Consider the following 24,053-nt stretch of genomic DNA (forward strand, 5'->3'; position numbering starts at 1 on the left):
CACTATTTGATCTCGGTATAGGATCCGTCGCGCCATTGGTAAACTGTGTAATCGGCAGTGGTGCGATCTCCTTTTGCATTGAAGGAGAGGGGCCCGATCACCGTCTGGAAGCTCCCCTTGTGCAGGGCGTCCGCCACCTTGGCCGGGTCCGTGCTCTTGGCCTGCGTCGCCGCCTGGGCCCAGGCCTGCACGGCGGCGTAGGAATAGAGGGTATAGGCCTCGGGCTCATAGTTCTGGGCGCGGAAGCTTTTCACAACCTCGGCCGCCACGGGCTGCTGGCGATAGTCGGCGCCGAAGGTGTTCAACACGCCGTTGCCGGTGGCGCCGGTGATGTTCCAGAACTCGTTGGAGACGATGCCGTCGCCGGCCATGAACTTGGCCTTCATGCCCTTTTCCGCCATCTGGCGCACCAGGAGGCCGGCCTCGGTGTGCAGGCCGCCGAAATAGACGAAATCGACCTGCGCGTCCTTCATGCGGGTGATGACGGAGGACATGTCGCGGTCGCCCACCGTCACCGCTTCATACACCACCTCTTTCAGGCCCAGCTTGGCCAGGGAGGCGCGGGTGGCGTCGGCCAGGCCCCGGCCATAGGTGGTCTGATCCTGCAGGATGCCGATGCGGGCCTTGGGGAAATTCTTGGCGATGTACTGGGCCGCCACGTCGCCCTGCTGGTCGTCGCGCCCGCAGGTGCGGAAGGTGGTGTGGCTGCCCATCTCCGTCAGTTGCGGATTGGTCGAGCCGGGGGAGATCTGAACCACGCCCTCCTCGGAATAGACCTTGGCGGCGGCGATGGAGACGGCGGAGTTGTAATGGCCGATGACGGCCGCCACCCCCTGGGTGATCAGCTTGTTGGCCGCGGCCACGCCCTGGCTGGGGTTGCTGGCGTCATCGGCCTGGATCAGCACGATCTGCTCGCCCAGCACGCCGCCCTTGGCATTGATGTCCTTGATCGCCTGCTCGCTGCCCCGGCGCAGCTGCTCCCCCACCACGGCGTTGGGGCCGGTCAAGGGGGCGCCCAGGCCCAGCTTGATCTCGGCGTGCGCGGCACCCGCCGCCAACCCCGCCGCCACCATGACCGCGATGCCGCCCGTCATACGGATCATATCCGAACCCCCATAGTCGCCGCCGGCGGTCACCCGCCCTCCTGTTCACCAACAAGGTAACATGCGTCCGGCACGACAATTCCAGCGAGACGCCGTCCCTTGCGCCGAAGGGGAAAAGATACGACATCTGGGCACACCCGTTCGTCCTATCCCCACAAGCCACCACAGGAAATTCGGCCATGGCCGCCTATGATTACGACCTTTTCACCATCGGCGCCGGCTCCGGCGGGGTGCGCGCCAGCCGAATCGCGGCTGGCCATGGCGCGCGCGTGGGCGTCGCGGAGGAACGGTACCTGGGGGGCACCTGCGTCAACGTCGGTTGCGTGCCCAAGAAGTTCCTGGTCTACGCCGCCCAGTATTCGGCCGGCTTCCAGGACGCGGCCGGCTATGGCTGGGACGTGGAGGCCAAGGACCATGACTGGAAGCGCCTGATCACAAACAAGGACGCGGAGATCACGCGCCTCAACGGCATCTACCGCCGTTTGTTGGAGAACGCCGGCGCGACCATCTTCGAGGCGCGCGCCACCATCGTGGATGAGCACACGGTGGATGTGGGCGGCAAGCGCGTCACGGCGGAGCGCATCCTGATCGCCACCGGCGGCTGGCCGGAGCTGCCGGAGAAGCCCGGCGTGCGCGACTATGCCATCACCTCCAACGAGGTGTTCCACCTGGAAAAGCGGCCAGAACACATCGCCATCGTCGGCGCCGGCTACATCGCTACGGAGTTCGCCGGCGTGTTCAACGGCCTGGGCTCCCGCACCGTGCAGATCTACCGGGGCGACAAGCTGCTGCGCGGTTTCGATGAGGACGTGCGCGACTTCCTGGATGCCGAGACGGCCAAGGCCGGCGTCGAGTTGCGGCCCCGCACCACCATCGAGCGCCTGGAAAAGGCCGGCGGCTGCCTGCGGGCCACCCTGTCGGACGGCACGACGCTGGACCTGGACGCCGTGCTCTACGCCACCGGCCGCCGGCCCAACGTGCGCGGCCTGGGGCTGGAGCGCGTGGGCGTGGATCTCGACGAGCGCGGCGCCATCAAGGTGGACGAACAGTACCGCACCACCGTGCCCAACATCTATGCCCTGGGCGACGTGACCGACCGTGTGAACCTGACCCCGGTGGCGACGGCCGAGGGGCACGTGCTGGCCGACACCCTGTTCGGCAACAAGCCGCGCAGCGTGAACTATCTCAACATCCCCACCGCCGTGTTCTCCATCCCCCCCGTCGCCACCTGCGGCATGACGGAGGCGCAGGCGCGCGCGGTTTATCCGGCGGTCGACATCTACCGCACCAACTTCAAGCCCATGCGGCACACCCTCTCCGGCCGCGATCAGCGCATGCTGATGAAGCTGGTGGTGGACCGGGCCAGCGACCGGGTGGTGGGCTGCCATCTGGTGGGTGACGACACGCCGGAAATGATCCAGGGCGTGGCCGTGGCCATGAACGCCGGCGCCACCAAGGCGGTGTTCGACAGCACCATCGGCCTGCACCCCACGGCGGCGGAGGAGTTCGTGACCCTGCGGACGAAGGTGCCGGATCCGGCGTGATGTGACGCGCCGCGATCCATAAGCCAGTCCACCGGCGGTCGTTCGTCAGGCCGCCGGGGTGCGTCGATTCGCCTTCAGCCCGATCTCGACCAGATCCGCCAGGCCAGGCATCATTTCCTGGCGCAGCCAGTCCATTTTCTGCCCCGGGGCGCCCCGGCCGGCGGTGGGGAAGGCGCGTTTCCAGCCGCCCAGCTTCACCGCCAGGCCGCAGCATAGGGCGCCAACCCCGGTATGGTGCGCCTCGATCTCCTGGCGCATGGCCTGGAAGCCCTCGGCGGAAAGGTCATCCCACAACTGCTGCGTCATGCGGTCGAAACTGCGGAAGCATCCCTCCAACTGGGCCATGATGGCGTCCAGGCTGGTGTCCACTGTGGTGATCAGCCGCACGGCGGCGCTGTCGGTCTGCACCAACGGGGTGCGCCTGAGGTCCGCCAGCCAGCGCCCCAACTCCTGCAGCAGGGCGTGGGCGCCGTCACGGCAACTGCGGAAATAGGCGATGGACAGGAAGATGTCGCCATACTGCGCCAGGAACTCCGGGATCTCGGTCAGTTTCAGGCCCAGCCGGCCGGCGATGTGGCGCAGGTTGGCCAGCGTCTCTTCCCGGTCGGGGCTGGACAGCAAGGCCGTCAGGTCGCCCATGTTTTCCACCCGAGCCGCCTGCTCACCATAGACACGGCGGAGGAGGGGGCGGGTGAAGCCCTGCATGTAATGGGTCAGCTCTTCCTGCTTTTCCGGCGACAGCACCAGATGCTGATGCTCATCCACGGCGATGCCCAGCGCGCGCAACTCGATACGCAGGGAATAGACGTCGAAGGACGCGATGGCCCCCAGCTTCAGCAGCAGCGCCATGTCGCGTTCCAGCGCGGTCTTGTCTGCGGTGAATTCGCGGCCCAGCCCTTCAATCTGGATCAGGCCGGTGCCGGCGCGGGCATCCCGGAACAGCTCGACCATCGTTTCCAGGCGCGCCGTCTTCACCAGGCGGGCCCGCTTCAGGCCGCTGACGGACAGGGGAAGAAGATGCAAGGGCAACAGGTGCAGGGCGTCGGTTTCGTCCGACCAGGCGCTGGTGTCGTGGATATGCCCGTCGGCGGCGGCGTGTGACATGCCATCCGCACGCGGTGGTGCCAGAAGGACGGGGCGCATGGGCGTCGAGGTGGAGGACGAAGTCCTGCCCGCATGCTTAGCCCTCTGGGGCGCATCCTGGACTGCAGGCGGCATGGAGTCGTCCTAGAAAACCACAAACCTCTCCGCCTGTGTTCTGCGGAAGTCGTGGTGATGGCGTTGGGCGCTGCCTGGCCTAACTACCGAAAAGTATAATTTCCTTTGGATAGGAGTAAAGGCTTAACTGATGCTCCCGCCGGGAAGTGGTTATAGTTTCCAGTATATTAGGCATGTGCGATCGAATTTAGATAAAATCCAACATTAATGATGTCAGAATTTGTCATTTTTTATGATGGCGTGAAAATTAATTGATGGAATCATCGGCGACACCGGGATGTCCAAGGATCGCCGGAGAGGGGTCTGCGCGCATCGCCGGGCAGCCATCCGGTCCTTGCCTGCTGGCGGCGGCGGGGCCATAGTCCGGCCCCGATACGGCGGCGTCCCCCGTGCGGGAGGCGATCCGTCCCCTCTGACCGCCCTAGGGATCCCATGCGCTTTCCGCACCGGCACCTGCTTGGCATCGAAGGCCTGAGCCAGGCCCAGATCAACACCATCCTTGATCTGGCCGACACCTACGTCGAACAGAACCGCAGCCCCAACAAGAAGTCGGACGTGCTGCGCGGCAAGACGGTGGTGAACCTTTTCTTCGAGAACTCCACCCGCACCCGCACCAGCTTCGAGCTGGCGGCCAAGCGGCTGGGCGGCGATGCCATCAACATGTCGGTCGACGGCTCCAGCGTGAAGAAGGGCGAGACCCTGCTGGATACCGCCACCACCCTGAACGCCATGCACCTGGACGTGCTGGTGGTGCGCCATCCGGAGTCGGGGGCGGTGAAGCTGTTGGCCGACAAGGTCAACTGCGCCGTCATCTCCGGCGGCGACGGCGCGCACGAGCATCCGACCCAGGCCCTGCTGGACGCTCTGACCATCCGCCGCAACAAGGGGCGCCTGGACGGGCTGACCGTCACCATCTGCGGCGACATCCTGCACAGCCGCGTCGCGCGGTCCAATATCCAGCTGTTGAACATCATGGGCGCCCGCGTGCGCGTGGTGGCGCCGCCCACCCTGCTGCCCCGCGCCATTGGTGAGCTGAGCGTGGAGGTGCACCACGACATGGCCACGGGCCTGAAGGACGCCGACATCGTCATGATGCTGCGTCTTCAGTTGGAGCGCATGCAGGGCCAGTTCGTGCCCTCGGTACGGGAATACTACCGCTTCTTCGGTCTGGATTATGAGAAGCTGGCGGCGGCCAAGCCGGACGCCTTGATCATGCACCCCGGCCCCATGAACCGCGGCGTGGAGATCGACAGCCTGGTGGCCGACGACATCAACCGCAGCGTCATCCTGCAGCAGGTGGAGTTGGGCGTGGCCGTGCGCATGGCCTGCCTTGATCTCCTGACCCAGCATGGCCGCAACGACCCGGCCTGACGCGCCAGCCCGTCTCCGCCCCGCCTTAACGCTCTCGCTCTTCCGGGACCATCCCCATGGCCACACACGCCCGCACCGCCATCCTGAACGCCCGCCTGCTGGATCCGGACAGCCGCCTGGACCAGCGCGGCTCCTTGCTGATTGATGGCGGCAAGATCGCCGACCATGGGCCCGGCCTGTTTCGCGACGGCGTGCCGGACGGCATCGAGGTCATCGACGCCGACGGGGCCTGCGTCGCCCCCGGCCTGGTCGACCTGCGCGCCCAGGTGGGCGAGCCGGGGCACGAGGATAATGAGACGCTGAAGACCGCCAGCCAGGCGGCGGCGGCCGGCGGCGTCACCGCCCTGGCCTGCCTGCCCGACACCGACCCGGTCATCGACGACGTGGCGGGCCTGGAGTTCATCGCCCGCCGCGCGCGGGAGGTGAAGCTGGTGAAGGTCTTCGCCTATGCCGGCATCACCCGCGACCTGGGCGGCAAGGAACTGACCGAGATGGGCCTGTTGGCCGAGGCCGGCGCCGTGGGCTTCACCGACGGCGGCAAGGCCGTGGCCGATGCCCTGGTCATGCAGCGGGCCCTGGCCTACGCCAGCATCTGGGGCCGACCCATCCTGCAACACCCGCAGGAGCCGCGCCTGGCCACCGGCGCCATGAACTCCGGTGAGATCGCCACGCGCCTGGGCCTGTCCGGCATCCCCGCCGTGGCCGAGGTCATCATGCTGGAGCGGGATCTGCGCCTGGTGGAGGCCACGGGTGGCCGCTACCACGCCGCCGACATCTCCACCGCCGAGTCCGTCGCCGTCATCCGCGCCGCCAAGCGCAAGGGTCTGAAGGTCACCTGCGACACCGCCCCGCCGTACTTCACCCTGACGGAGCGGGACGTCGGCGACTATCGCACCTTCTTCAAGCTGTCGCCGCCGCTGCGCACCGAGGACGACCGCCAGGCCATCGTGGAAGGTTTGGCCGATGGCACCATCGACTGCATCACCAGCGACCATCTGCCCTGGAACCAGGACGCCAAGCGCGTACCTTTCGCCCAGGCGGCCTTCGGCTCCGTGGGGCTGGAGACGCTGCTGCCCCTGACGCTGGACCTGGTGCATAAGGGCCACATGAGCCTGCTGGACGCCCTGGCCGCCGTCACGATCAAGCCGGCCGCCGTGCTGGGCCTGAACCTGGGCCGTCTGCGCACCGGTGCCGCCGCCGACCTGGTCATCTTCGATGCCGAACGGCCGTGGCGCGTGGATGCGGAGGCGCTGCACAGCAAGTCCAAGAACAGCTGCTTCGACAAGCACCCGGTGCAGGGCCGGGTGCTGCGTACCCTGGTGGACGGGCGCACCGTCTTCCAACTGGCGGCCTGATGCCTATGGACACGGCGGCGCTGCCCCTGATGCCCCTGCTGCTGGCGCTGGCCGGCGGCTACCTGCTGGGCTCCATCCCCTTCGGCCTGGTGCTGGCCTATCTCGGCGGCTATGGCGACATCCGCAAGATCGGCTCGGGCAACATCGGCGCCACCAACGTGCTGCGCACGGGCAACAAGCCCTTGGCCGCCGCCACCCTGGTGCTGGACAGCGGCAAGGGCGCCATCGCCGTGGGTGTCGCCCATTGCCTGGCCATGAGCGTCCTGCCGTCGCCGGACGCGCCCCACCTTGCCGCCCTGGTGGCAGGTGGTGGCGCGATGCTGGGCCACACCTTCCCGGTGTGGCTGGGTTTCAAGGGCGGCAAAGGGGTGGCCACGGCGCTGGGCGTGCTGCTGGCCACCAGCTGGCCGGTGGGCGTCATCGCCTGCCTCACTTGGCTGCTGGTCGCCGTCCTGTTCCGCATCTCCTCCCTTTCCGCCCTGGTGGCCTTGGCCTTGGCGCCCCTGGTCGCCTGCTTCCTGCCGGCGGTGTGCCCGGTCGCCGCCGGGTTTGGCGCCGGCGGGGCGGAGGCGGTCCTCGCCCTGGCCATCGCCGTGCTGGTCTGGGTTCGCCACCATGCCAACATCCGCCGCCTGCTGGCGGGGACGGAGCCCCGCATCGGCCAGGGGAAGAAGAAGTCTTCCGCCGATACCGGCAACTGAGCCGTTCGGACAAATCGGAGTCTTGCTGATCTGGCTCAGCGCGTTTGAACCTTGGCAGGCGCATTCCTATCTGAAGGAACAGGTCCCCGAGGAGACGCGATGATGAGCACGAAGACCAACAAGGACGCCGGCACCGGCAGCATCCTGGGCAACATCATCCTGGAAGAGGTGGTGGAGGCCATCGAGGAGGCGCGGTCACCCACGCCTGACATCTTTCCGCCCATCCCGCATGAGGCCCCGACGGCCAAGCGCGTGCCTGCCGCCGACAAGCGGGAGGAGGAGCGGGAGGCCGCCAAGAAGCGGCCGGACACGCCGGGCCATCACAGCCGGTGACCGCCCCCAGGGCCGCTGATTCGGGCGCTTCTTCTTCCTTGGTCCGTCGGCTTATCCGGTAATCCAGTCGATCAGCGCCTGGTTCACCGCGTCCGGCTGTTCCAGCGTGGAGGAATGGCCGCACTGCGGTAGGATGACCAGCCGGGCGCCCGGGATGGTGGCGGCCATTTCCTGTGAGCGCTCCAACGGCATCAGCGGGTCGCTGTCGCCCGTCAGCACCAGCGTCGGCACGGTGATGGTGGGCAGGGTGGGGCGGCTGTCGGGGCGGCCGATGATGGCCGCTGTCTGCCGCGCCAGCCCCTCGACACCCACCGTCAGGCCCATGCGCAGGTTGATCGCCGCCAGATGCGGATCGTCCCGATGCCGGGGATGGAGCATGGAGGCCGTGGCCTGGCGTAGGACGGCCCCGAGTTTGGCCTTGCGCGCCAGGGCCACCAAGGCCCGCCGCTGGGCCGACTGTTCCGGCGTGTCGGGCACCGCCTGGGTGCTGAGCAAGGCCAGCTTCGCCACCCGCTCCGGCGCCCGGCGCCAGATTTCCAGGGCGACATAGCCGCCCATGGAAATGCCTGCCAGGGCGAAGCGGGGAGGGGCGTCGGCCAGGATGGCGTCCGCCAAGTCCGCCATCGTTTCCCCCGCCAGGGTATTGGCCACGGTGACCGGGCCCTGGGGCCACAGCGCCGCCACCTGCGGGGCGAAGACCTCCGCCGTGCACAGCAGGCCGGGGATGAGGACGATGGGGGTCATGTTTCGCGGCCTTTACGCTTCCCGGGCGCCATATCGGCCTTTGCGACTTTGATGACGCCGTAAACCCGGCTATCGGACGCTCGTCCGTGTGGACGCGGCCTGAGTTCCTCGGGCCTGAATAGCATGTGCGATCAATACGCTGCACCTCAGAAGATTTTCAGAAGTGGCATCGGATGCGGCCTTCGCTCAAAGTTTGAACGCATCAGTTATGTAAACAATCATAACTAGTTGCTTTCTACATGATACGCTTTTAAGGAGCGCAAAATGTCATATTACATCGTGAAGGTTGACGCGAAAACGAATAGCATCGTTCAGCAAAAGGGCCCGGGAGGCCAACCGGTGGGCGGTGTTCCCGCCACGGTCCAATTCAACAAGCCCCTCACGTCCGGCGACACGCTCCAGATCATCACGTCGGATTTCGTGCTTTGGAACTCGGGGGGCGGGCCGGGCTCTACCAATGCCGATGGTGTTCCAGTGACGGATAATGGGCCCCAGTGGGGGCAGTTGAACCCTGGCACACCGGACCGTGGCGGTCCTTTCCCGGCCGCCGCGAACTACAGCTTCGGCGTCGGCACCTTGGTGGGGTCCCTGGACGGTGGCCGGTCATTTTTCGCCGCCGGCACGCGCTTCGAGATGAAGGTCTTGGGCAATGGCCTCCTGCCGGCGACCAATCCCCCCGCCATTCCCAACCTTTTCCTGTTCTATTGGGACGTCAATTCTTTGGACAACGCCGGCGCCATCACATTCTCCGTCCGGGTCATTCGCGCCAACCAATAGCCCGATGAGCGGGGAGGGGACGTAGACAGGAGCGCCCCCTCCACCGCGCGCGAGACGGGCCGCCTCTCAGCCTTTGGCCTTGCGCTTCTTGGGCGCCACGGCCTCCACCGCAGGGGGGACCTCTGACAGGTAGGGCTTCAGGTAATGGCCGGTATGGCTCTCCGGCACCGTGGCCACATGCTCCGGCGTGCCCTCGGCCACGATGCGGCCGCCGCCGGCGCCACCCTCCGGCCCCATGTCGATGATCCAATCGGCGGTTTTGATGACCTCCAGATTGTGCTCGATCACCAGTACAGTGTTGCCCTGGTCCACCAGGGCGTGCAGCACCTCCAGCAGCTTGCGCACATCCTCGAAGTGCAGGCCGGTGGTGGGCTCATCCAGGATGTAGAGGGTGCGGCCGGTGGCGCGGCGGGACAGTTCCTTGGCCAGCTTCACCCGCTGCGCCTCGCCGCCCGACAGGGTGGTGGCCGGCTGGCCGACGTGGATATAGCCTAGCCCGACCTCGTTCAGCGTCTGCATGCGGTCGCGGATGGCGGGCACGGCTTGGAAGAACACGGCCGCCTCCTCCACCGTCATGTCCAGCACCTCGGCGATGCTCTTGTCTTTGTACAGGACCTCCAGCGTCTCGCGGTTGTAGCGCTTGCCGTGGCAGACGTCGCAGGTGACATAGACGTCGGGCAGGAAGTGCATCTCGATCTTGATAACGCCGTCACCCTGGCAGGCCTCGCACCGGCCGCCCTTGACGTTGAAGCTGAAGCGGCCGGCGCCATAGCCGCGGGCCTTGGCTTCCGGCAGGCCGGCGAACCAGTCGCGGATGGGGGTGAAGGCGCCGGTGTAGGTCGCGGGGTTGGAGCGGGGCGTGCGGCCGATGGGCGACTGGTCGATGTCGACGATCTTGTCCAGGTGCTGCAGGCCCAGAATGTCGTCGTGGGCGCCCGGATGTTCCCGCGCGCCGTTCAGGCGCTTGGCCAGGGCCTTATACAGCGTTTCGATGATCAGGGTGGACTTGCCGCCGCCGGACACGCCGGTGACGCAGGTGAAGGTGCCCAGGGGGATGCGGGCGTTCACGTCCTTCAGGTTGTTGGAGCGCGCGCCGATGACCTCCAGGAACTGGCCCTTGTGGCCGGCGCGGCGGCGTTCCGGCAGGGCGATGCGCCGCCGGCCGGTCAAATAGTCGCCGGTGACGCTGGCCGGGTTGGCCATCACCTCCGCCGGGGTGCCGGCCGCCACCACCGTGCCGCCATGGACGCCGGCGCCCGGTCCCATGTCGACCAGATAGTCGGCGGTGCGGATGGCGTCCTCGTCATGCTCCACCACCAGCACGGTGTTACCCAGATCGCGCAGGCGTTTCAGCGTGGCCAGCAGCCGGTCGTTGTCGCGCTGGTGCAGGCCGATGGAGGGCTCGTCCAGCACATAGAGCACGCCGGTCAGGCCGCTGCCGATCTGCGAGGCCAGGCGGATGCGCTGGCTCTCCCCGCCCGACAGGGTGCCGGAGGCGCGGTCCATGGCCAGATATTCCAGGCCGACATTGTTGAGGAAACCCAGCCGCTCGTTGATTTCCTTCAGGATGCGGTTGGCGATGTCCTTCTGCTTCTGCGTCAGGTGCCCGTCCAGGCCCAGAAACCAGGCGCCTGCCTCCTGGATGGACATGCGGCTGACCTCGGCCACGTTCAGGCCGTTGATCTTGACGGCCAGGGCCTCTGGCTTCAAACGGGCGCCGCCGCAGGCCTCGCAGGGCTGGGCCGACTGGTACTTGGAAAGCTCCTCCCGCATGAAGTTGCTTTCCGTCTCTTTCCACCGGCGCTCCAAATTGCGCACCACGCCCTCGAACGGCTTGTTGGTCTCGTAGGACCGCAGGCCATCGTCATAGCGCAGGGTCACCGGCTTGCCGCCGGAGCCGAACAGGATGAGGTTCTTCAAGTCCTCCGGCAGGTCGCTCCACGGCGTGTCCATGCGGGCGTTGTGGTGGCGCGCCAGGCTTTCCAGCGTCTGGGCGTAGTATTGGGAGGTTGAGCCCGCCCAGGGGGCGATGGCGCCGTCCTTCAGGGACAGGCGCGTGTCCGGCACCACCAACTCGGGGTCGAAATACAGCTTCTGGCCCAGGCCGTCGCAGGCGGGGCAGGCGCCGAAGGGGTTGTTGAAGGAGAACAGCCGCGGCTCGATCTCCTCGATGGTGAAGCCGCTGACCGGGCAGGCGAACTTGGCGGAGAAGACGGTGCGCTCCCCCGAATCCGCGTTCTCCGCGAACACCAGGCCGTCGGCCAGCTCCAGCGCCGTCTCGAGGGAGTCCGCGAGGCGGTTGCCCAGGCCGTCGCGCACGACGATACGGTCGACCACCACCTCGATATCGTGCTTCAGCTTCTTGTCCAGCGCCGGCGCCTCGTCGATCTCCATCATCTCGCCGTTGATCTTGACGCGCTGGAAGCCGCGCTTGCGCAGCTCCTGAAGCTCCTTCTTGTACTCACCCTTGCGGCCGCGCACGACGGGGGCCAGCAGGTACAGGCGCGTGCCCTCGGGCATGGCCATGATGCGGTCCACCATCTGGCTGACCGTCTGGCTTTCGATGGGCAGGCCGGTGGCGGGCGAGTAGGGGACGCCGACCCGGGCATAGAGCAGGCGCATATAGTCGTAAATCTCCGTCACCGTGCCGACGGTGGAGCGGGGATTGCGGCTGGTCGTCTTCTGCTCGATGGAGATGGCGGGGGACAGCCCCTCGATGCTGTCCATGTCCGGCTTCTGCATCAGCTCCAGGAACTGGCGCGCATAGGCCGACAGGCTTTCGACATAGCGCCGCTGCCCCTCGGCGTAGATGGTGTCGAAGGCCAGCGAGGACTTGCCCGACCCCGACAGCCCGGTGATCACCACCAGCTGGTCGCGCGGCAAATCCACGTCGACGTTCTTCAGATTATGTTCCCGCGCGCCGCGGACGCTGATATATTTGTTCATGGTATGTTCTGAATAGTCGATCGGGGCGGGCGCTGGCAAGGGGGAATACGCCGGTAGGCGCGCTCCGCCCCGCCAGCGGGCGACAGCGCCCTAATATGGGGGTGGCTGTGTCAAAAGGCGACAGCAGGATGCATCCTCTTTTGTGGCAGGGGGGGATGCGGTCGCGGCTGTCCCTTTGGGGCTGTGGGGTCGATATTTTGGGTATGCCGGGGGCCTGCACCACCATCGCTGTGGCAATGCGCCGGCGGGACAGTGTAGGCTCTCCCCATCAACGGCGGGGTCTCGAGGGCCCCTTCATGGATTCAGGACGGATCGGACATGGCTGGCAGCGTCAACAAGGTCATTCTCATCGGCAACCTCGGCAAGGAGCCGGAGGTGCGGTCGATGCAGAACGGGGGCAAGGTGTGCAACCTGCGCATCGCCACCTCTGAAACCTGGAAGGACCGCAACAGCGGGGAGCGTCAGGAACGCACCCAGTGGCACCAGGTGGTGATCTTCAATGAGGCGTTGATCGGCGTGGCCGAGCGCTTCCTGAAGAAGGGCTCCAAGGTCTATATCGAGGGCCAACTGGAAACCCGCAAGTGGACGGACCAGTCCGGCCAGGAAAAGTACACGACCGAGGTGGTGCTGCGCCCCTTCCGCGGTGAATTGACCATGCTGGACGGCCGCGAGGGCGGCGGCGGCTACGAGTCGGGCGGCGACTTCGGCGGCGGCGGCTCCAGCTACGGCGGTGGTTCATCGGGCGGCGGGTATGGCGGCGGTGGCGGCGGCAGCTATGGTGGGGGCGGGTCCTCATCCTCCGGCGGCGGTTCGCGCGGCGGCTTCGGTGGCGGCGGCAAGCCGGCCGACGATCTGGATGATGAGATTCCGTTCTGACGCATCCGTTTCAGCAGACTTAGGAATAAGCCAAGGGCCGCGGTAACGCGGCCCTTTCGCTGTCAGCGGTTTGATGGGTGCCTCACGCTCACGGCGTCACGAGGTGCTGCCCCGTCCCCGGCTGCTGTTGGCCCGCGTTGCGGTGCCCGCCGTGCTTTCCGACCGGTCGCCCTGCGGGCCGCGCTGGCCACTGCCGCCGGCATCCCAGTCGCCTTTGCCGCCCAGGGCGGTGCGGGTGCCCCCCTCCTGGGGCGGCGAAGCGTGCTCCGGCCCCGGCGCGCCCGGCTTCTTGGTCGCGGCGTGTCCGGTCATGGCCCATTCGTCCTTGAGGCGCCGGGTGTCGCTGGCCTCCCCGACGGCGCGCTTCCTCTCCGCCGGGCTGCGGTGATCTGGCTGGGGCGCTGCTTGCCTGGTATGGGTATGGTGGTGTTGTGACATCTTTTCCTCTATCTTTCAGGGTGGCTCCTCTCCTCTTCGAATGTCCGAAAGGGGCAATGGTTCCCGGACGGCGCAGTAAGAGGGCAAAATAATTTGGTTTTTGTATGGAATGGAGGGCGGTTTGGAAGTGACTGGACTGGATATTATTATGGTAAGTCCTGGGCTTGGCTGGGCCGGTAATGCCAGTGAATATTTTTTAGAAATATTGGAGAAATTTGGGGATTGTGCCGACTTAATTGCCTTCTCCGGATGGACATTATCTTGTGCTCAGTTCGAAGGTGTGAAAGACAAAATCGCCGGTCTTTCCAAAAAGAAGGCGCGTGTGGTCTGGGAGGTCGGAGAACGGTCCAAAACTGAAGAAAAGCCGAAATTTGTCGAGTTGTATAGCAATCAAGGTGGAGATTACATTTGCCATGGGCGGCAGTTTTTTGTTTCTCCAAGGGACCGACAGGGGCGAATTGATTTTATGAACGCCTGTGACGGCCGAGATGGTGAAAATAAGCTGGATCGTTGGATAAAAATAAAAGAGAAGGATTTTTTCTGGCTTAATTGTGGGGAGATTTTCTTACTTAGAAGTCCACAGGACGCCGAATTCTCTTGTCCCCGGGACGACGTCAAGAATTGGTTTGAGGGAATCAAGGAAAAAGCAGCGGGCTTCTTCAATCCCACGCACAGTGAGTTTCAGCGTCGTCATATCACGGCGAAGCAGGCCCGCTATCTTTCACAAGAAAACCGCATTTTCCTACGCCCTACCCGACATTATGAAGCAGACCGGAGAGGGGATGATGCTTATCGAAAGCGTCACCTCATGGTCTATCGGGATTCAAAGGTCGAAAATCCCTCTTTCAGTGAAGATGTGCGTCGAGGAAATGCTGGGGACAGCGCATACATGCTGAGCAGGTTCAACGTGCCGGTCCCGTGAGGTCTGTCTTTCGGCATGGCCATCTCCTAATTCGGAGGATTGCAGGCGACAACCCGACTGATGCTAGGGTGACGGCCGCGCCTTGGTGATCCTGGGCGTTCCGCGTCGGTATCGAGAGATGGAAGCATGCGCACGCTGACGGTCGCCCTGCACCAGATGAACTACACCACGGGCGATTTCCGGGGGAATTTCGAGCGGACCAGGGCCAGCATCCTGGCGGCGGCCGGGGCCGACCTGCATGTCCTGCCGGAATGCGCCGTGGCCAATTATGCCGCCGGCGACTACCTGCTGGAGGCCGACTATCAGCAGGCCATCGTCCATTGGACGGAGCAATACCGCCTGCTGTCCGGGGAGGTCGGCACCGCCATCGCCGTGGGTACGCCGCTGCGCGGCAAGGTGCAGGGGCGCAAGATGGGCAATGGCCTGGTGGTGTTCGACCAGGGCCGGGAAGTGCTGAGCCAGTTTAAGACCCATCTGCCCAATTACGACGTCTTCGACGACGTGCGCTGGTTCGAGGCACGGGATGAACAGGCGGGCCCGGATGCCGAAATCGGCGTACTGCGCTTCGAGGCCGCCGGCGGCCCCGTCACCCTGGGCTTCTGCATTTGCGAGGACATTTGGTTCGACGATGTCACCCGCGACCTGAAGGCCCTGGGGGCGGAGGTCATCGTCTCGCTCAACGCCAGCCCCTATGCCATCGCCAAGGGCAATTTCCGCCGTCGCCTGTTCGCCCAGCGCATCGCTGAAACCGGCCTGCCCCTGGTTTATGTCAACCAGGTGGGCGGCAATGACGAGCTGGTGTGGGAAGGCTGTTCCGCCATCATGGACCCGGCCGGAACCCTGCATGAAATGGAGATCGGCCGCGAGGGCGGGGAGGTCGTCGCCCTGATCGACCGGGGGGAGGGCTTCCGCCTGGTGGAGCGCAAGGCGCCCGTCCAGCTGACCGACCCGCAGGAGCGCTATCTGGTCGTGGGCCTGGGCTTGCGCGATTACATCGAGAAGAACGGTTTCCAGGACGTGGTCTTCGGCCTGTCCGGCGGCGCCGATTCCACCCTGGTGGCGGCCCTGGCGGCCGACGTGTTCGGCCCGGCCAAGGTCAACGCCGTCATGATGCCGTCGCCCTACACCAGTTCCGGCTCCAACACCCGGGCGGCGGAGTTCGCGGCCGGCGTGGGCGCGGGCTTCAGCGCCATCAGCCTGCCCATCACCGTGGAGTATGAGGCCGGGCTGGCCAAGTTCCGCAACGCCTTCGGCCGCGACATGGGCAGCCTGGCGGATGAAAACCTGCAGGCGCAGATCCGGGGCAACACCCTGTCCGCCATCTCCAACGACCATGGCCGCTGCGCCATCCTGGGCACCAGCAACAAGAGCGAGATCCTGATGGGATACGGCACGCTCTACGGTGACATGCGCGGCGCCTTCAACCCGCTGAAGGACCTTTACAAGGCCATTGACGTCTTCCCCATCCTGGAGATGCGCCTGTCCCAGGCGCGGAACCCCGATCCGGTGTTCGCCCGTATCTGGGAAGGGGCCTTCGGCAAGCCGTTGGAGCCCTATGACGCCCAGGCGCAGGCCGCCCTGCGCGCCGTCATCGATGTCGAACCCAGCGCCGAGCTGAAGCACAACCAGCGCGACACCGACAGCCTGCCGCCTTATCCCCGGCTGGACGCCGTGCTGTGGGAGATGGAGGACGCCAAGGAACGCCAGACCGACGCCGAGATCGCGGAAAAGCTGGGCGAGCCGCTGGCGTTCGTGCAGGACATCCGCCGCCGGGTCCGCCGGGCGGAGTTCAAGCGCTTCCAGTCCCCGCCCGGTCCCAAGGTGCACCGCAAGTCCCCCACCACCAAGGACCGCCGCTTCCCCCTGACGGCGCGCTTCACCGGGTAGGCACCGGCCTGGGCGACCATCATCAGGTGCGCGCCAGCCAGCCGTGCGCCCCTGAGGGTTGCGGTTGCCCCGCCGGCGCGGTAGGCAAGGGGAAACGCCCAGACGATTGTCCGGGCAACGATAAAGCCGCCAGAGCACGCTCGTCATGACCCAGTTCGAGCCCCCCGTGCCGCCGGAAGTGTCGGCGGCGGTGACGCCCCTGCCGCCCCTGGACGAGGCGGCGGTCGAAGCGGCGTGCCCTGGCCTGCCGCCACGCGGGCCGGATGAGGCGCTGTTGCCCCGCGTGTTGGTCCATGCGCGCGACCTGGTGCTGCTGGCCGCGCCCCTGATGCTGACCCGCATCGGGCAGCTCTTCATGCAGACAGTCGACACCGCCATGGTTGGCCGCTACAGCGCGGAGGAACTGGCCTATTTCGGCCTGGGCAACACGCCGGTGGGCACTGCCTTCGCCACCGTGGTCGGCTTGATGATGGGGACCATCATCCTGGTGGCCCAGGCCGTGGGGGCGGGCCGGCCGCACGAGGCGGGGGCCGTCTGGCGCCGCTCTCTACCCTATGCTCTGTTGATCGGCGGCATCGTGGCCATCGCCTGCCAGTTCGGGGAAGCCTTCTTCCTGCTGACGGGACAGGAGGCGGACATCGCCCACGGCGCGGCGGCGGTCATCGCCATCCTGGGCCTGGGCATGCCGGCCGCGGTCATGCAGATCACCACCTCCTTCTTCCTGGAGGGCATCAAGCGGCCGTTTCCGGCCATGATTTCCATGATCGTGGCCAACCTGCTGAACTTCGCCCTGGATTACACCCTGGTCTTCGGTCATTTCGGCCTGCCCGCCCTGGGGGCCATGGGGTCGGCCATCGCCACCACCAGCATCCGTTGGATCACGGCCCTGGGCCTGATCCTCTATGTCTGGACCATGCGCGACCATGCCCGTTACGGCGTGCGCGGGTCCTTCCTGGAATGGCGGCAGGGACGGGGCCACCGTCATCTGGGCTACGCCGCCGGTCTCAGCCAGGGGGCGGAGTCGTCCGCCTTCGGTACCATGGGCATCTTCGCCGGCTGGCTGGGGGCTCTGGGCCTGGGGGCCTACGCCGTTGGACTGAACGTGCTGGCCCTGGTGTTCATGGCGGCCCTGGGGCTGGCGTCGGCCACCGCCGTGCAGGTGGGGCAGGCGCACGGCGCCGGCAACCGGCGCGAGGCCACGCTGGCCGGGTGGACGGGGCTAGCCATCACCGCCCTGACCTTGGCGGTGGTGGGCGTGGTGCTGGCCCTAGCGCCCGAGATCATCGCCGGCCTCTATGCCAGCGATCCGGCGCTGATCCGCGTTCTGGTGCCCACCATCGCGCTGATGGCCTGGATCGTGGTGGCGGACGGCGGGCAGACGGTCATGGCCAGCGCCCTGCGCGGCCAGGGCGACAGCTGGATTCCCACCGCCCTGCATTTCTTCAGCTATTACGGCGTCATGATCCCGACCGCGGCCTATGCCGCCTTCCATCTGGGGCACGGCATCCTGGGCATCTTCGAGGGTATCCTGGCGGCCAGCATCGTGGCGGTGTCGGTGCTGATGATCCGTTTCCACCTGCTGTCACGACGCTGAGCCCCCTGGGCTTAGGGCGACGGCAGCAGCAGTTCCACCGGGGTGCCGTCCGGATCGCAGATGTAGAGCGACAGGGTGGGGCCGTGGCGGTTATCGCCCGCCCGTTCCTCGATGATATCCAGGCCGTGGGCCGCCAGATGCCGCCGCACCGCGGCCTCGTCGCAGGCCTCCAGCGCGATGCACAGATGGTCCAGGTTGCGGCCCGGTCCCGTCGGCGGCTTGGCCCAGGCCCCCTCCGCCACCGTCACGTCGACCAGGAACAGGTCGGACGTTCCCACCCGCAGCCGCAGCAGCGCATCCTCCGGCCATTCCGCCGTGACCGGACATCCCAGGATGTCACGATAGAAGGTCAGGCTGCGCGCCATGTCGGTCACGGGCAGGGCCAGGTGGTCCAGGCCGCGAAGGGTGAAGGGGGGTGTCATGCGGGCCGCCGGCAGGGGAAGAGGTTGAACTTTACCGCCGGTTTCCAACACCTGAAACCCTCTCCATCAACGCTGGGGAGCATTGGGGAGCGAGTCGTGGTCGCGCGCGCGAACCATAGAGATACGCGCCGTGCCGGTTTCATTGTTCACATGCGCGATTGGTGCTAGAAAAGCGGCCGACCCCCATCGCCCCGGGGCGGCCGTCCGGCCGACCCTAAGGCTTGGTTTTTCTTGCTTTTGGATTCCGGTTTGGTCACGACTCCGACGCCCCCCGCGGCCCCTCCCGCCAGCGACATCACCCCCATCGCCATCGAAGAGGAGATGCGCAACAGCTATCTCGATTACGCCATGAGCGTGATCGTGAGCCGCGCGCTTCCCGACGTGCGGGACGGCCTGAAGCCGGTCCATCGCCGCATCCTCTACGCGATGAAGGAAAGCGGCTACGACAGCACCAAGCCGTACCGCAAATCGGCCAAGGCGGTCGGCGACGTCATGGGTAACTACCACCCCCATGGCGACAGCTCGATCTATGAGGCCATGGTCCGCATGGCGCAGGATTTTTCCATGCGCCTGCCGCTGATCGACGGCCAGGGCAACTTCGGTTCCATGGACGGCGACCGCGCCGCGGCCATGCGATACACCGAGGCCCGCCTGGCCAAGTCGGCCGAGGCGATGCTGGACGACATCGATAAGGACACGATCGACTGGCAGAAGAACTACGACGAGTCGAAGGATGAGCCGACCGTCCTGCCGTCGCGCTTCCCCAACCTACTGGTCAATGGCGCCGGCGGCATCGCCGTGGGCATGGCCACCAACATCCCGCCCCATAATCTGGGCGAGGTGATCGACGCCTGCTGCGCCTATGTCGACAACCCGGACATCACCATCCCCGAACTGATGGAGATCGTCCCCGGCCCGGACTTCCCCACCGGCGCCCTGATTCTCGGCCGCTCCGGCATCCGCTCCGCGTTCGAGACGGGGCGTGGCTCCGTCGTCATGCGCGCCAAGAGTGAGATCGAGGAGATCCGCAAGGACCGCTGGGCCATCGTCTTCACCGAGATCCCCTACCAGGTGAACAAGGCCAAGCTGATCGAGCGCATCGCCGAGGTGGTGCAGGAGAAGCTGGTCGAGGGCATCTCCGACGTTCGTGACGAGTCCGACCGCGACGGTGTGCGCGTGGTGGTGGAACTGAAGCGCGACGCCGTGGCCGACGTGGTGATGAACCAGCTGTTCCGCCACACGCCGCTGCAGACCTCCTTCGGCGTCAACACCCTGGCCCTGAATGGCGGCCGGCCGGAACTGATGAACCTTAAGGACATCATCGCGGCCTTCGTGAAGTTCCGCGAGCAGGTCATCACCCGTCGCACCGAGTTCGAGCTGGGGAAGGCCCGCGAGCGCGCCCACACCTTGGTGGGCCTGGGCGTGGCCGTGGCCAACCTGGACGAGATGATCGCCCTAATCCGCCGCGCGCCCGACCCGCAGACGGCGCGGGAGGAGATGCTGGCCCGCGAGTGGCCCGCCCTGGACGTGGCGCCGCTGATCACCCTGATCGATGAGCCGGGCCGCGGCCTGTCCGAGGCCGGCACCTATCGCCTGTCGGAGGCCCAGGCCAAGGCCATCCTGGAACTGCGCCTGCACCGTCTGACCGGGCTGGAGCGTGACAAGATCGGCGCCGACCTGACGGCGGTGGTGGATCAGATCCGTCACTTCCTTGAGGTGCTGTCGTCCCGCCCGCTGCTGCTGACCATTCTGCGCAATGAGTTGGCGGAGGTGAAGGCGCGCTTCGACACGCCCCGCCGCACCAAGATCGAGGATTTGGAGTTCGAGGCGGACATCGAAGACCTGATCCAGCGCGAGGACATGGTCGTCATCGTTACGCAGGGCGGCTACATCAAGCGCGTGCCCGTCTCCACCTACCGGGCGCAGGCGCGTGGCGGCAAGGGCCGCAGTGGCATGCAGCTGAAGGCGGAGGATACGGTCAGCGACCTGTTCGTGGCCAACACCCACACCCCCATGCTGCTCTTCACCAACCGCGGCATGGTCTACAAGCTGAAGGTCTGGCGCCTGCCGCTGGGGCAGCCGCAGACCCGCGGCAAGGCGCTGGTCAACCTGCTGCCGCTGGAGGAGGCCGAGGTCATCACCACCGTGATGCCCATGCCCGAGGATGAGGCCAGCTGGGGTGACCTGAACGTGCTGTTCGTCACCAGCCACGGCAACGTCCGCCGCAACAAGCTGTCGGACTTCACCAACATCCGCGCCAATGGCCTGATCGCCATGAAGCTGGAGGAGGAGGGTGAACTGCTGATCGCCGCGCGCACGTGCGGCGAGGCCGACGACGTGCTGCTGGCCACGCGCCTGGGCCGTTGCATCCGTTTCCCGGTGGTGGACGTCCGCGTCTTCGCCGGCCGCACCTCCACCGGCGTGCGGGGCATCCGCCTGGCCGAGGGGGATGAGGTCATCGGCCTGTCCATCCTTCATCACACCGAGTACACGCCGGAGGAGCGGGCGGCCTACCTGAAGCAGGCGGGCGCCGAGCGGCGGCAGCAGGGTGAAGACGTTGAGGAGGCCGTCGACGTTGACCCCGAGGTCACGGGCGATGTCGGCACCCTGGCGCCCGAGATTTATGCCGAGATGAAGGCGCGCGAGGAATTCCTGCTGACCGTCTCGGTCCAGGGCTTCGGCAAGCGCACCTCGGCCTATGAATATCGCCTAACGGGTCGTGGCGGCCAGGGTATCTGGAACATGGACATGGGGGCCCGCAACAAGGCCATCGCCGCCGTGTTCCCCATCGCCGAGACCGACCAGGTGATGATGGTCAGCAACGGCGGCCAGGTCATCCGCATGCCCGTGCACGACGTGCGCATCACCGCGCGCAAGAGCAAGGGCGTCACCCTGTTCCGCCTGTCGGCGGACGAGGGCGTGGTGTCGGTGGCGCGGCTGGCGGACGACGGTACAGAGGACGGCGGCGTGGATGACGCCGTGCCGGCTGAAGCCATCGCGGGTCCGGCCCCGGATGGTTCAAACGAGGGAACCGGCGGCTGAGTATGGCGGGGGATCGAATCACACCGTTGATTTGGTCCCCCGACACTCGGCAAAGCCGGCGGATGGAGCTGACGATGGGCGGATTGGATCAGCGGGGGCGAGGATGAGCGAGCGTCGCATCGGGGTTTATCCCGGCACCTTCGACCCCATCACCAATGGGCATTTCGACATCATCCAGCGGGCGGCCAAGCTGGTTGATCACCTGATCATCGGGGTGGCGAGCAATGCGGGCAAGGGGCCATTGTTCTCCACGGCGGAGCGCGTGGCCCTGGTGCAGGACGAATTGGGGCCGCTGGCTGCCAAGGGCATCTCCGTCGAAGTGCGGTCCTTCGACAGCCTGCTGATGAACTTCGCCGTGGGCTGTCAGGCCCAGGTGATCATCCGCGGCCTGCGCGCCGTCTCGGACTTCGAGTACGAGTTCCAGATGGCCGGCATGAACGCCCGCCTCAACCCACAGGTTGAGACCGTGTTCCTGATGGCGTCGGACCGTCATCAGTTCATCTCCTCCCGCTTCGTGAAGGAAATTGGGCGGCTGGGGGGCGACATCGCCCACTTCGTCAGTCCGCGCGTGGCCCATCGCCTGGCCGAGCGTTTCGCCCAGGATGCCCGCCACGGGGTGGGCGGAATCGAGCCGGCGACCGGCGGCGCGGGCGAATAATCCGGCGTTTATCCAGCGTTTTCCAGGGCAGGGGGCCTATGCGTCCGGAAAAGGCCGGGGCCTCGCCTGTTTCCATTGACCGCGCCCACCCCCGTCATTATGGTGCGCGCCACACCGGGACGGGCGCACCAGCCCCGTCTTCGTTCGCGGAAAACCACGCTGTTTTCCCTGCGGTCGATCCCGTAGCTCAGCCGGTAGAGCACGTGACTTTTAATCATGGGGTCGTGGGTTCGAATCCCACCGGGATCACCAATTAAATCAATCCCTTAAATGGAAATCCCGCCTAATTCGGCGTTGGATGCGCGGCGACATATTGACGCTGCGCGATGTCAGCTGAACGATGTATCGGCCAAACCGATATGGCGTATTGAATAATGCGCCTTCCGGCGGACGTTCTTTGCGTCGATTTTCCTCCTCACCAAAATAAAAGACGATCGCCCGCGTGTGGTCGTCAAATGAGGAGGACGTGCTCTGTGAAGAACTGGGCGTATGCTGCGGCATTATTGTGCGCTGCTTCGTTTGCAAATATGAACACAGCTCAGGCCACGGAAGGTGGTGGTAACAGTTATCCGCCCGGCGCCAGCATCTATCTGGCGGGCGCGATGCCACCACCCGGCGAGTATATCCTGTTTCAGCCCAACTACTACACCGCCGGCCAGTTGAATGACGGCAGTGGTAATAAAATTCCCTTGGACTTCAGCGTCCAATCCGTCTCGCAGACTTTCCGCGGCTTTCTGGTCACGCCCTATCAATTTTTGGGCGCCCAGGTGGCGACCCAATTAATCTTGCCCATCGTCGACCTGCATGCCGAGGTGGCGGGGCAAAAGACCAACAAGCTGGGCTTCGGCGACATCGGCTTTTCGCCGGTGCTGCTGGGCTGGCACCTCGGCCCCAATCTGACCCTGGTCTTTGGGACCGACATCTTCACGCCGGTGGGTCAGTACAACGTCAACTCCTTGGCCAACATCGGGCGCAACGTCTGGTCCTTCCAGCCGACCTTTGGGTTGGCTTACATCGATCCCCAGGGCTGGCAGGCCCAGATATCGCCCCGCTTCGCGTTCAACACCACCAATGATGCCACGCACTACCATTCCGGCGCCGACTTCGACCTGGACTTCGCCGTGGCGCGCAATGTCGGGGGCTGGCGCTTGGGTGTTTCCGGCTACTACTACGTCCAGTATCAGGACGACACCCAGAACGGACTGACGGTCGATGGCGACGGCCATCGCGGACAAGCCTTCGCCGTCGGGCCGGCCATCAGCCACGACATCGGTCCGCTGCAGGCGACTTTCACCTGGCAGCATGAGTTCATGGCCGACAACCGCGCCCAGGGCGAGAATCTGTGGATGCAGTTGGGCCTGCGGCTCTGATCTCAGAATAGGGTCGTGGCGGCCTGTGGGGCCAGGAGGTCGGCATCGTCGTTGCGCACGTTGCCGACCCTTGGCCCCACGGCCCAGAAGCGGGTCTCATTGGCGGGGTAGGGGCGCAGCAGGCCCCGCAGGACGGAGGCGTCGGCGTCCGTTTCTCCCAGCCAGGCGGGCCAGTCATCCGGGGCCAGGATCACCGGCATGCGGTGGTGGATGTGGCCGATGGCATCGTTGGCCGCCGTGGTCAGGATGGTGTAGGTCCGCACCCATTCGCCGCTGGACGGATCCTTCCAGCCTTCCCACAGCCCGGCGAAGGCCGCCGTGTCATTGTTGGCCGGCGCGATGGCATAGGCTTGCTTGGCGCCATTCTCCGCCCGCCACTCATAGAAAGCGGTGACCGGCACCAGGCAGCGGCGCCGGGCGAAGGCTTGTCGGAAGGTTGGCTTCTCCGTCACGCTTTCCGACCGCGCGTTGATCATCTTGGCCCCGCCCGCGAGATCCGCCGCCCACGAGGGCACCAGGCCCCAGCGCAGCAGGTCCAGCCGCCGTTCCCCCGTCTGCGCGTTCCAGCGCACCACCGGCGCCGACTGTGTGGGCGCGATGTTGAAACGGCCGGGGAAGTTGGGCAGCGCGCCCAGGGTCTGGAACAGCGCCTCCATGGCCTGGGGCGGTGTGACGGCGGCGTAACGACCGCACATGGCGGGGACAACTCCGGAGCAGGGGCGGGCGCTTGGCGCGGCGGCGCCGTCATGATA

Annotated in this window: 20 protein-coding genes and 1 tRNA gene; 14 read left to right on the top strand and 7 right to left on the bottom strand. The window is 66.0% G+C overall.

Features of this window, described 5'->3' with window-relative positions:
- Nucleotides 1–2: 2 nt before the first annotated feature.
- Nucleotides 3–1,103: a branched-chain amino acid ABC transporter substrate-binding protein gene (locus FBZ90_RS07805; protein WP_145730727.1), complete on the bottom strand. Its 1,101-nt coding sequence runs from the start codon at nt 1,101–1,103 to the stop codon at nt 3–5.
- Between the two features lie 179 nt (nt 1,104–1,282).
- Between FBZ90_RS07805 and gor the strand changes: the two genes are divergently transcribed.
- Nucleotides 1,283–2,647: a glutathione-disulfide reductase gene (gene gor / locus FBZ90_RS07810; RefSeq protein WP_145730729.1), complete on the top strand. Its 1,365-nt coding sequence runs from the start codon at nt 1,283–1,285 to the stop codon at nt 2,645–2,647.
- 45 nt (nt 2,648–2,692) lie between these two features.
- On the opposite strand, the gene FBZ90_RS07815 is transcribed toward gor, so the two are convergent.
- Nucleotides 2,693–3,751: a hypothetical protein gene (locus FBZ90_RS07815; protein WP_145730731.1), complete on the bottom strand. Its 1,059-nt coding sequence runs from the start codon at nt 3,749–3,751 to the stop codon at nt 2,693–2,695.
- 546 nt (nt 3,752–4,297) lie between these two features.
- Here FBZ90_RS07815 and FBZ90_RS07820 point away from each other — a divergent pair.
- From FBZ90_RS07820 to FBZ90_RS07835, 4 genes are all read left to right on the top strand, one after another.
- On the top strand, nt 4,298–5,236 hold the full coding sequence (locus tag FBZ90_RS07820; protein WP_004272168.1) for an aspartate carbamoyltransferase catalytic subunit: 939 nt from the start codon (nt 4,298–4,300) through the stop codon (nt 5,234–5,236).
- Between the two features lie 56 nt (nt 5,237–5,292).
- Nucleotides 5,293–6,591, top strand: coding sequence for a dihydroorotase (gene pyrC / locus FBZ90_RS07825; protein ID WP_145730733.1), 1,299 nt, complete (start codon nt 5,293–5,295; stop codon nt 6,589–6,591).
- Nucleotides 6,591–7,292 carry a glycerol-3-phosphate 1-O-acyltransferase PlsY gene (gene plsY / locus FBZ90_RS07830; RefSeq protein ID WP_246130214.1) on the top strand — a complete coding sequence of 234 codons (702 nt, stop codon included), beginning with the start codon at nt 6,591–6,593 and terminating at the stop codon, nt 7,290–7,292. The genes pyrC and plsY overlap by 1 nt, the downstream gene beginning before the upstream one ends.
- A gap of 99 nt (nt 7,293–7,391) precedes the next feature.
- On the top strand, nt 7,392–7,625 hold the full coding sequence (locus FBZ90_RS07835) for a hypothetical protein (RefSeq protein WP_145730735.1): 234 nt from the start codon (nt 7,392–7,394) through the stop codon (nt 7,623–7,625).
- A 51-nt stretch (nt 7,626–7,676) separates the two neighbouring features.
- On the opposite strand, the gene FBZ90_RS07840 is transcribed toward FBZ90_RS07835, so the two are convergent.
- The gene (locus FBZ90_RS07840) at nt 7,677–8,369 is read right to left on the bottom strand and encodes an alpha/beta fold hydrolase (RefSeq protein ID WP_145730737.1); all 693 of its coding nucleotides are present in this window, start codon (nt 8,367–8,369) and stop codon (nt 7,677–7,679) included.
- A 339-nt stretch (nt 8,370–8,708) separates the two neighbouring features.
- Between FBZ90_RS07840 and FBZ90_RS07845 the strand changes: the two genes are divergently transcribed.
- Nucleotides 8,709–9,146: a hypothetical protein gene (locus tag FBZ90_RS07845; protein WP_145730739.1), complete on the top strand. Its 438-nt coding sequence runs from the start codon at nt 8,709–8,711 to the stop codon at nt 9,144–9,146.
- 66 nt (nt 9,147–9,212) lie between these two features.
- On the opposite strand, the gene uvrA is transcribed toward FBZ90_RS07845, so the two are convergent.
- On the bottom strand, nt 9,213–12,092 hold the full coding sequence (gene uvrA / locus FBZ90_RS07850) for an excinuclease ABC subunit UvrA (protein WP_145730742.1): 2,880 nt from the start codon (nt 12,090–12,092) through the stop codon (nt 9,213–9,215).
- A 318-nt stretch (nt 12,093–12,410) separates the two neighbouring features.
- On the opposite strand from uvrA, the gene ssb reads away from it, so the two are divergent.
- Nucleotides 12,411–12,968 (top strand): single-stranded DNA-binding protein, encoded by a 558-nt coding sequence (gene ssb, locus FBZ90_RS07855; protein WP_145730744.1) that lies wholly within the window; start codon nt 12,411–12,413, stop codon nt 12,966–12,968.
- Between the two features lie 96 nt (nt 12,969–13,064).
- Here the strand turns inward: ssb and FBZ90_RS07860 are convergent, their stop codons facing one another.
- Complete coding sequence (locus FBZ90_RS07860; RefSeq protein WP_145730746.1) at nt 13,065–13,280, bottom strand: hypothetical protein; 216 nt, start codon at nt 13,278–13,280, stop codon at nt 13,065–13,067.
- A 253-nt stretch (nt 13,281–13,533) separates the two neighbouring features.
- Between FBZ90_RS07860 and FBZ90_RS07865 the strand changes: the two genes are divergently transcribed.
- The 3 genes from FBZ90_RS07865 to FBZ90_RS07875 all read left to right on the top strand — a co-directional run bounded on the left by FBZ90_RS07865 (nt 13,534) and on the right by FBZ90_RS07875 (nt 17,809).
- Nucleotides 13,534–14,328 carry a hypothetical protein gene (locus FBZ90_RS07865; RefSeq protein ID WP_145730748.1) on the top strand — a complete coding sequence of 265 codons (795 nt, stop codon included), beginning with the start codon at nt 13,534–13,536 and terminating at the stop codon, nt 14,326–14,328.
- A gap of 126 nt (nt 14,329–14,454) precedes the next feature.
- Nucleotides 14,455–16,215 carry an NAD(+) synthase gene (gene nadE, locus FBZ90_RS07870; protein WP_145730750.1) on the top strand — a complete coding sequence of 587 codons (1,761 nt, stop codon included), beginning with the start codon at nt 14,455–14,457 and terminating at the stop codon, nt 16,213–16,215.
- 145 nt (nt 16,216–16,360) lie between these two features.
- Nucleotides 16,361–17,809: an MATE family efflux transporter gene (locus tag FBZ90_RS07875; protein WP_145730752.1), complete on the top strand. Its 1,449-nt coding sequence runs from the start codon at nt 16,361–16,363 to the stop codon at nt 17,807–17,809.
- Between the two features lie 11 nt (nt 17,810–17,820).
- Here the strand turns inward: FBZ90_RS07875 and FBZ90_RS07880 are convergent, their stop codons facing one another.
- Nucleotides 17,821–18,231 (bottom strand): VOC family protein, encoded by a 411-nt coding sequence (locus FBZ90_RS07880; RefSeq protein WP_145730754.1) that lies wholly within the window; start codon nt 18,229–18,231, stop codon nt 17,821–17,823.
- A 249-nt stretch (nt 18,232–18,480) separates the two neighbouring features.
- On the opposite strand from FBZ90_RS07880, the gene gyrA reads away from it, so the two are divergent.
- From gyrA to FBZ90_RS07900, 4 genes are all read left to right on the top strand, one after another.
- A complete protein-coding gene (gene gyrA / locus FBZ90_RS07885) occupies nt 18,481–21,273 on the top strand; it encodes a DNA gyrase subunit A (RefSeq protein ID WP_145730756.1) in 2,793 nt (930 codons plus the stop codon).
- A 103-nt stretch (nt 21,274–21,376) separates the two neighbouring features.
- A complete protein-coding gene (coaD, locus tag FBZ90_RS07890; protein WP_145730758.1) occupies nt 21,377–21,931 on the top strand; it encodes a pantetheine-phosphate adenylyltransferase in 555 nt (184 codons plus the stop codon).
- 176 nt (nt 21,932–22,107) lie between these two features.
- A tRNA-Lys gene (locus FBZ90_RS07895) sits at nt 22,108–22,183 on the top strand.
- A 275-nt stretch (nt 22,184–22,458) separates the two neighbouring features.
- Complete coding sequence (locus FBZ90_RS07900) at nt 22,459–23,301, top strand: SphA family protein (RefSeq protein ID WP_186455661.1); 843 nt, start codon at nt 22,459–22,461, stop codon at nt 23,299–23,301.
- Between the two features lie 2 nt (nt 23,302–23,303).
- Here FBZ90_RS07900 and FBZ90_RS07905 read toward each other — a convergent pair whose 3' ends face one another.
- Complete coding sequence (locus FBZ90_RS07905) at nt 23,304–23,996, bottom strand: SOS response-associated peptidase (protein WP_145730762.1); 693 nt, start codon at nt 23,994–23,996, stop codon at nt 23,304–23,306.
- Between the last annotated feature and the right edge of the window lie 57 nt (nt 23,997–24,053).

The organism is Nitrospirillum pindoramense (assembly GCF_007827955.1).
GTDB lineage: Bacteria > Pseudomonadota > Alphaproteobacteria > Azospirillales > Azospirillaceae > Nitrospirillum > Nitrospirillum amazonense_B.

What these genes read in the sequence shown, in the direction of transcription:
- FBZ90_RS07805 (WP_145730727.1), bottom strand. Translation starts at nt 1,103, where the DNA reads ATGATCCGTATGACGGGCGGCATCGCGGTCATGGTGGCGGCGGGGTTG.
- gor (WP_145730729.1), top strand. Translation starts at nt 1,283, where the DNA reads ATGGCCGCCTATGATTACGACCTTTTCACCATCGGCGCCGGCTCCGGC.
- FBZ90_RS07815 (WP_145730731.1), bottom strand. Translation starts at nt 3,751, where the DNA reads ATGTCACACGCCGCCGCCGACGGGCATATCCACGACACCAGCGCCTGG.
- FBZ90_RS07820 (WP_004272168.1), top strand. Translation starts at nt 4,298, where the DNA reads ATGCGCTTTCCGCACCGGCACCTGCTTGGCATCGAAGGCCTGAGCCAG.
- pyrC (WP_145730733.1), top strand. Translation starts at nt 5,293, where the DNA reads ATGGCCACACACGCCCGCACCGCCATCCTGAACGCCCGCCTGCTGGAT.
- plsY (WP_246130214.1), top strand. Translation starts at nt 6,591, where the DNA reads ATGCCTATGGACACGGCGGCGCTGCCCCTGATGCCCCTGCTGCTGGCG.
- FBZ90_RS07835 (WP_145730735.1), top strand. Translation starts at nt 7,392, where the DNA reads ATGATGAGCACGAAGACCAACAAGGACGCCGGCACCGGCAGCATCCTG.
- FBZ90_RS07840 (WP_145730737.1), bottom strand. Translation starts at nt 8,369, where the DNA reads ATGACCCCCATCGTCCTCATCCCCGGCCTGCTGTGCACGGCGGAGGTC.
- uvrA (WP_145730742.1), bottom strand. Translation starts at nt 12,092, where the DNA reads ATGAACAAATATATCAGCGTCCGCGGCGCGCGGGAACATAATCTGAAG.
- ssb (WP_145730744.1), top strand. Translation starts at nt 12,411, where the DNA reads ATGGCTGGCAGCGTCAACAAGGTCATTCTCATCGGCAACCTCGGCAAG.
- FBZ90_RS07860 (WP_145730746.1), bottom strand. Translation starts at nt 13,280, where the DNA reads ATGACCGGACACGCCGCGACCAAGAAGCCGGGCGCGCCGGGGCCGGAG.
- nadE (WP_145730750.1), top strand. Translation starts at nt 14,455, where the DNA reads ATGCGCACGCTGACGGTCGCCCTGCACCAGATGAACTACACCACGGGC.
- FBZ90_RS07875 (WP_145730752.1), top strand. Translation starts at nt 16,361, where the DNA reads ATGACCCAGTTCGAGCCCCCCGTGCCGCCGGAAGTGTCGGCGGCGGTG.
- FBZ90_RS07880 (WP_145730754.1), bottom strand. Translation starts at nt 18,231, where the DNA reads ATGACACCCCCCTTCACCCTTCGCGGCCTGGACCACCTGGCCCTGCCC.
- coaD (WP_145730758.1), top strand. Translation starts at nt 21,377, where the DNA reads ATGAGCGAGCGTCGCATCGGGGTTTATCCCGGCACCTTCGACCCCATC.
- FBZ90_RS07900 (WP_186455661.1), top strand. Translation starts at nt 22,459, where the DNA reads ATGAACACAGCTCAGGCCACGGAAGGTGGTGGTAACAGTTATCCGCCC.
- FBZ90_RS07905 (WP_145730762.1), bottom strand. Translation starts at nt 23,996, where the DNA reads ATGTGCGGTCGTTACGCCGCCGTCACACCGCCCCAGGCCATGGAGGCG.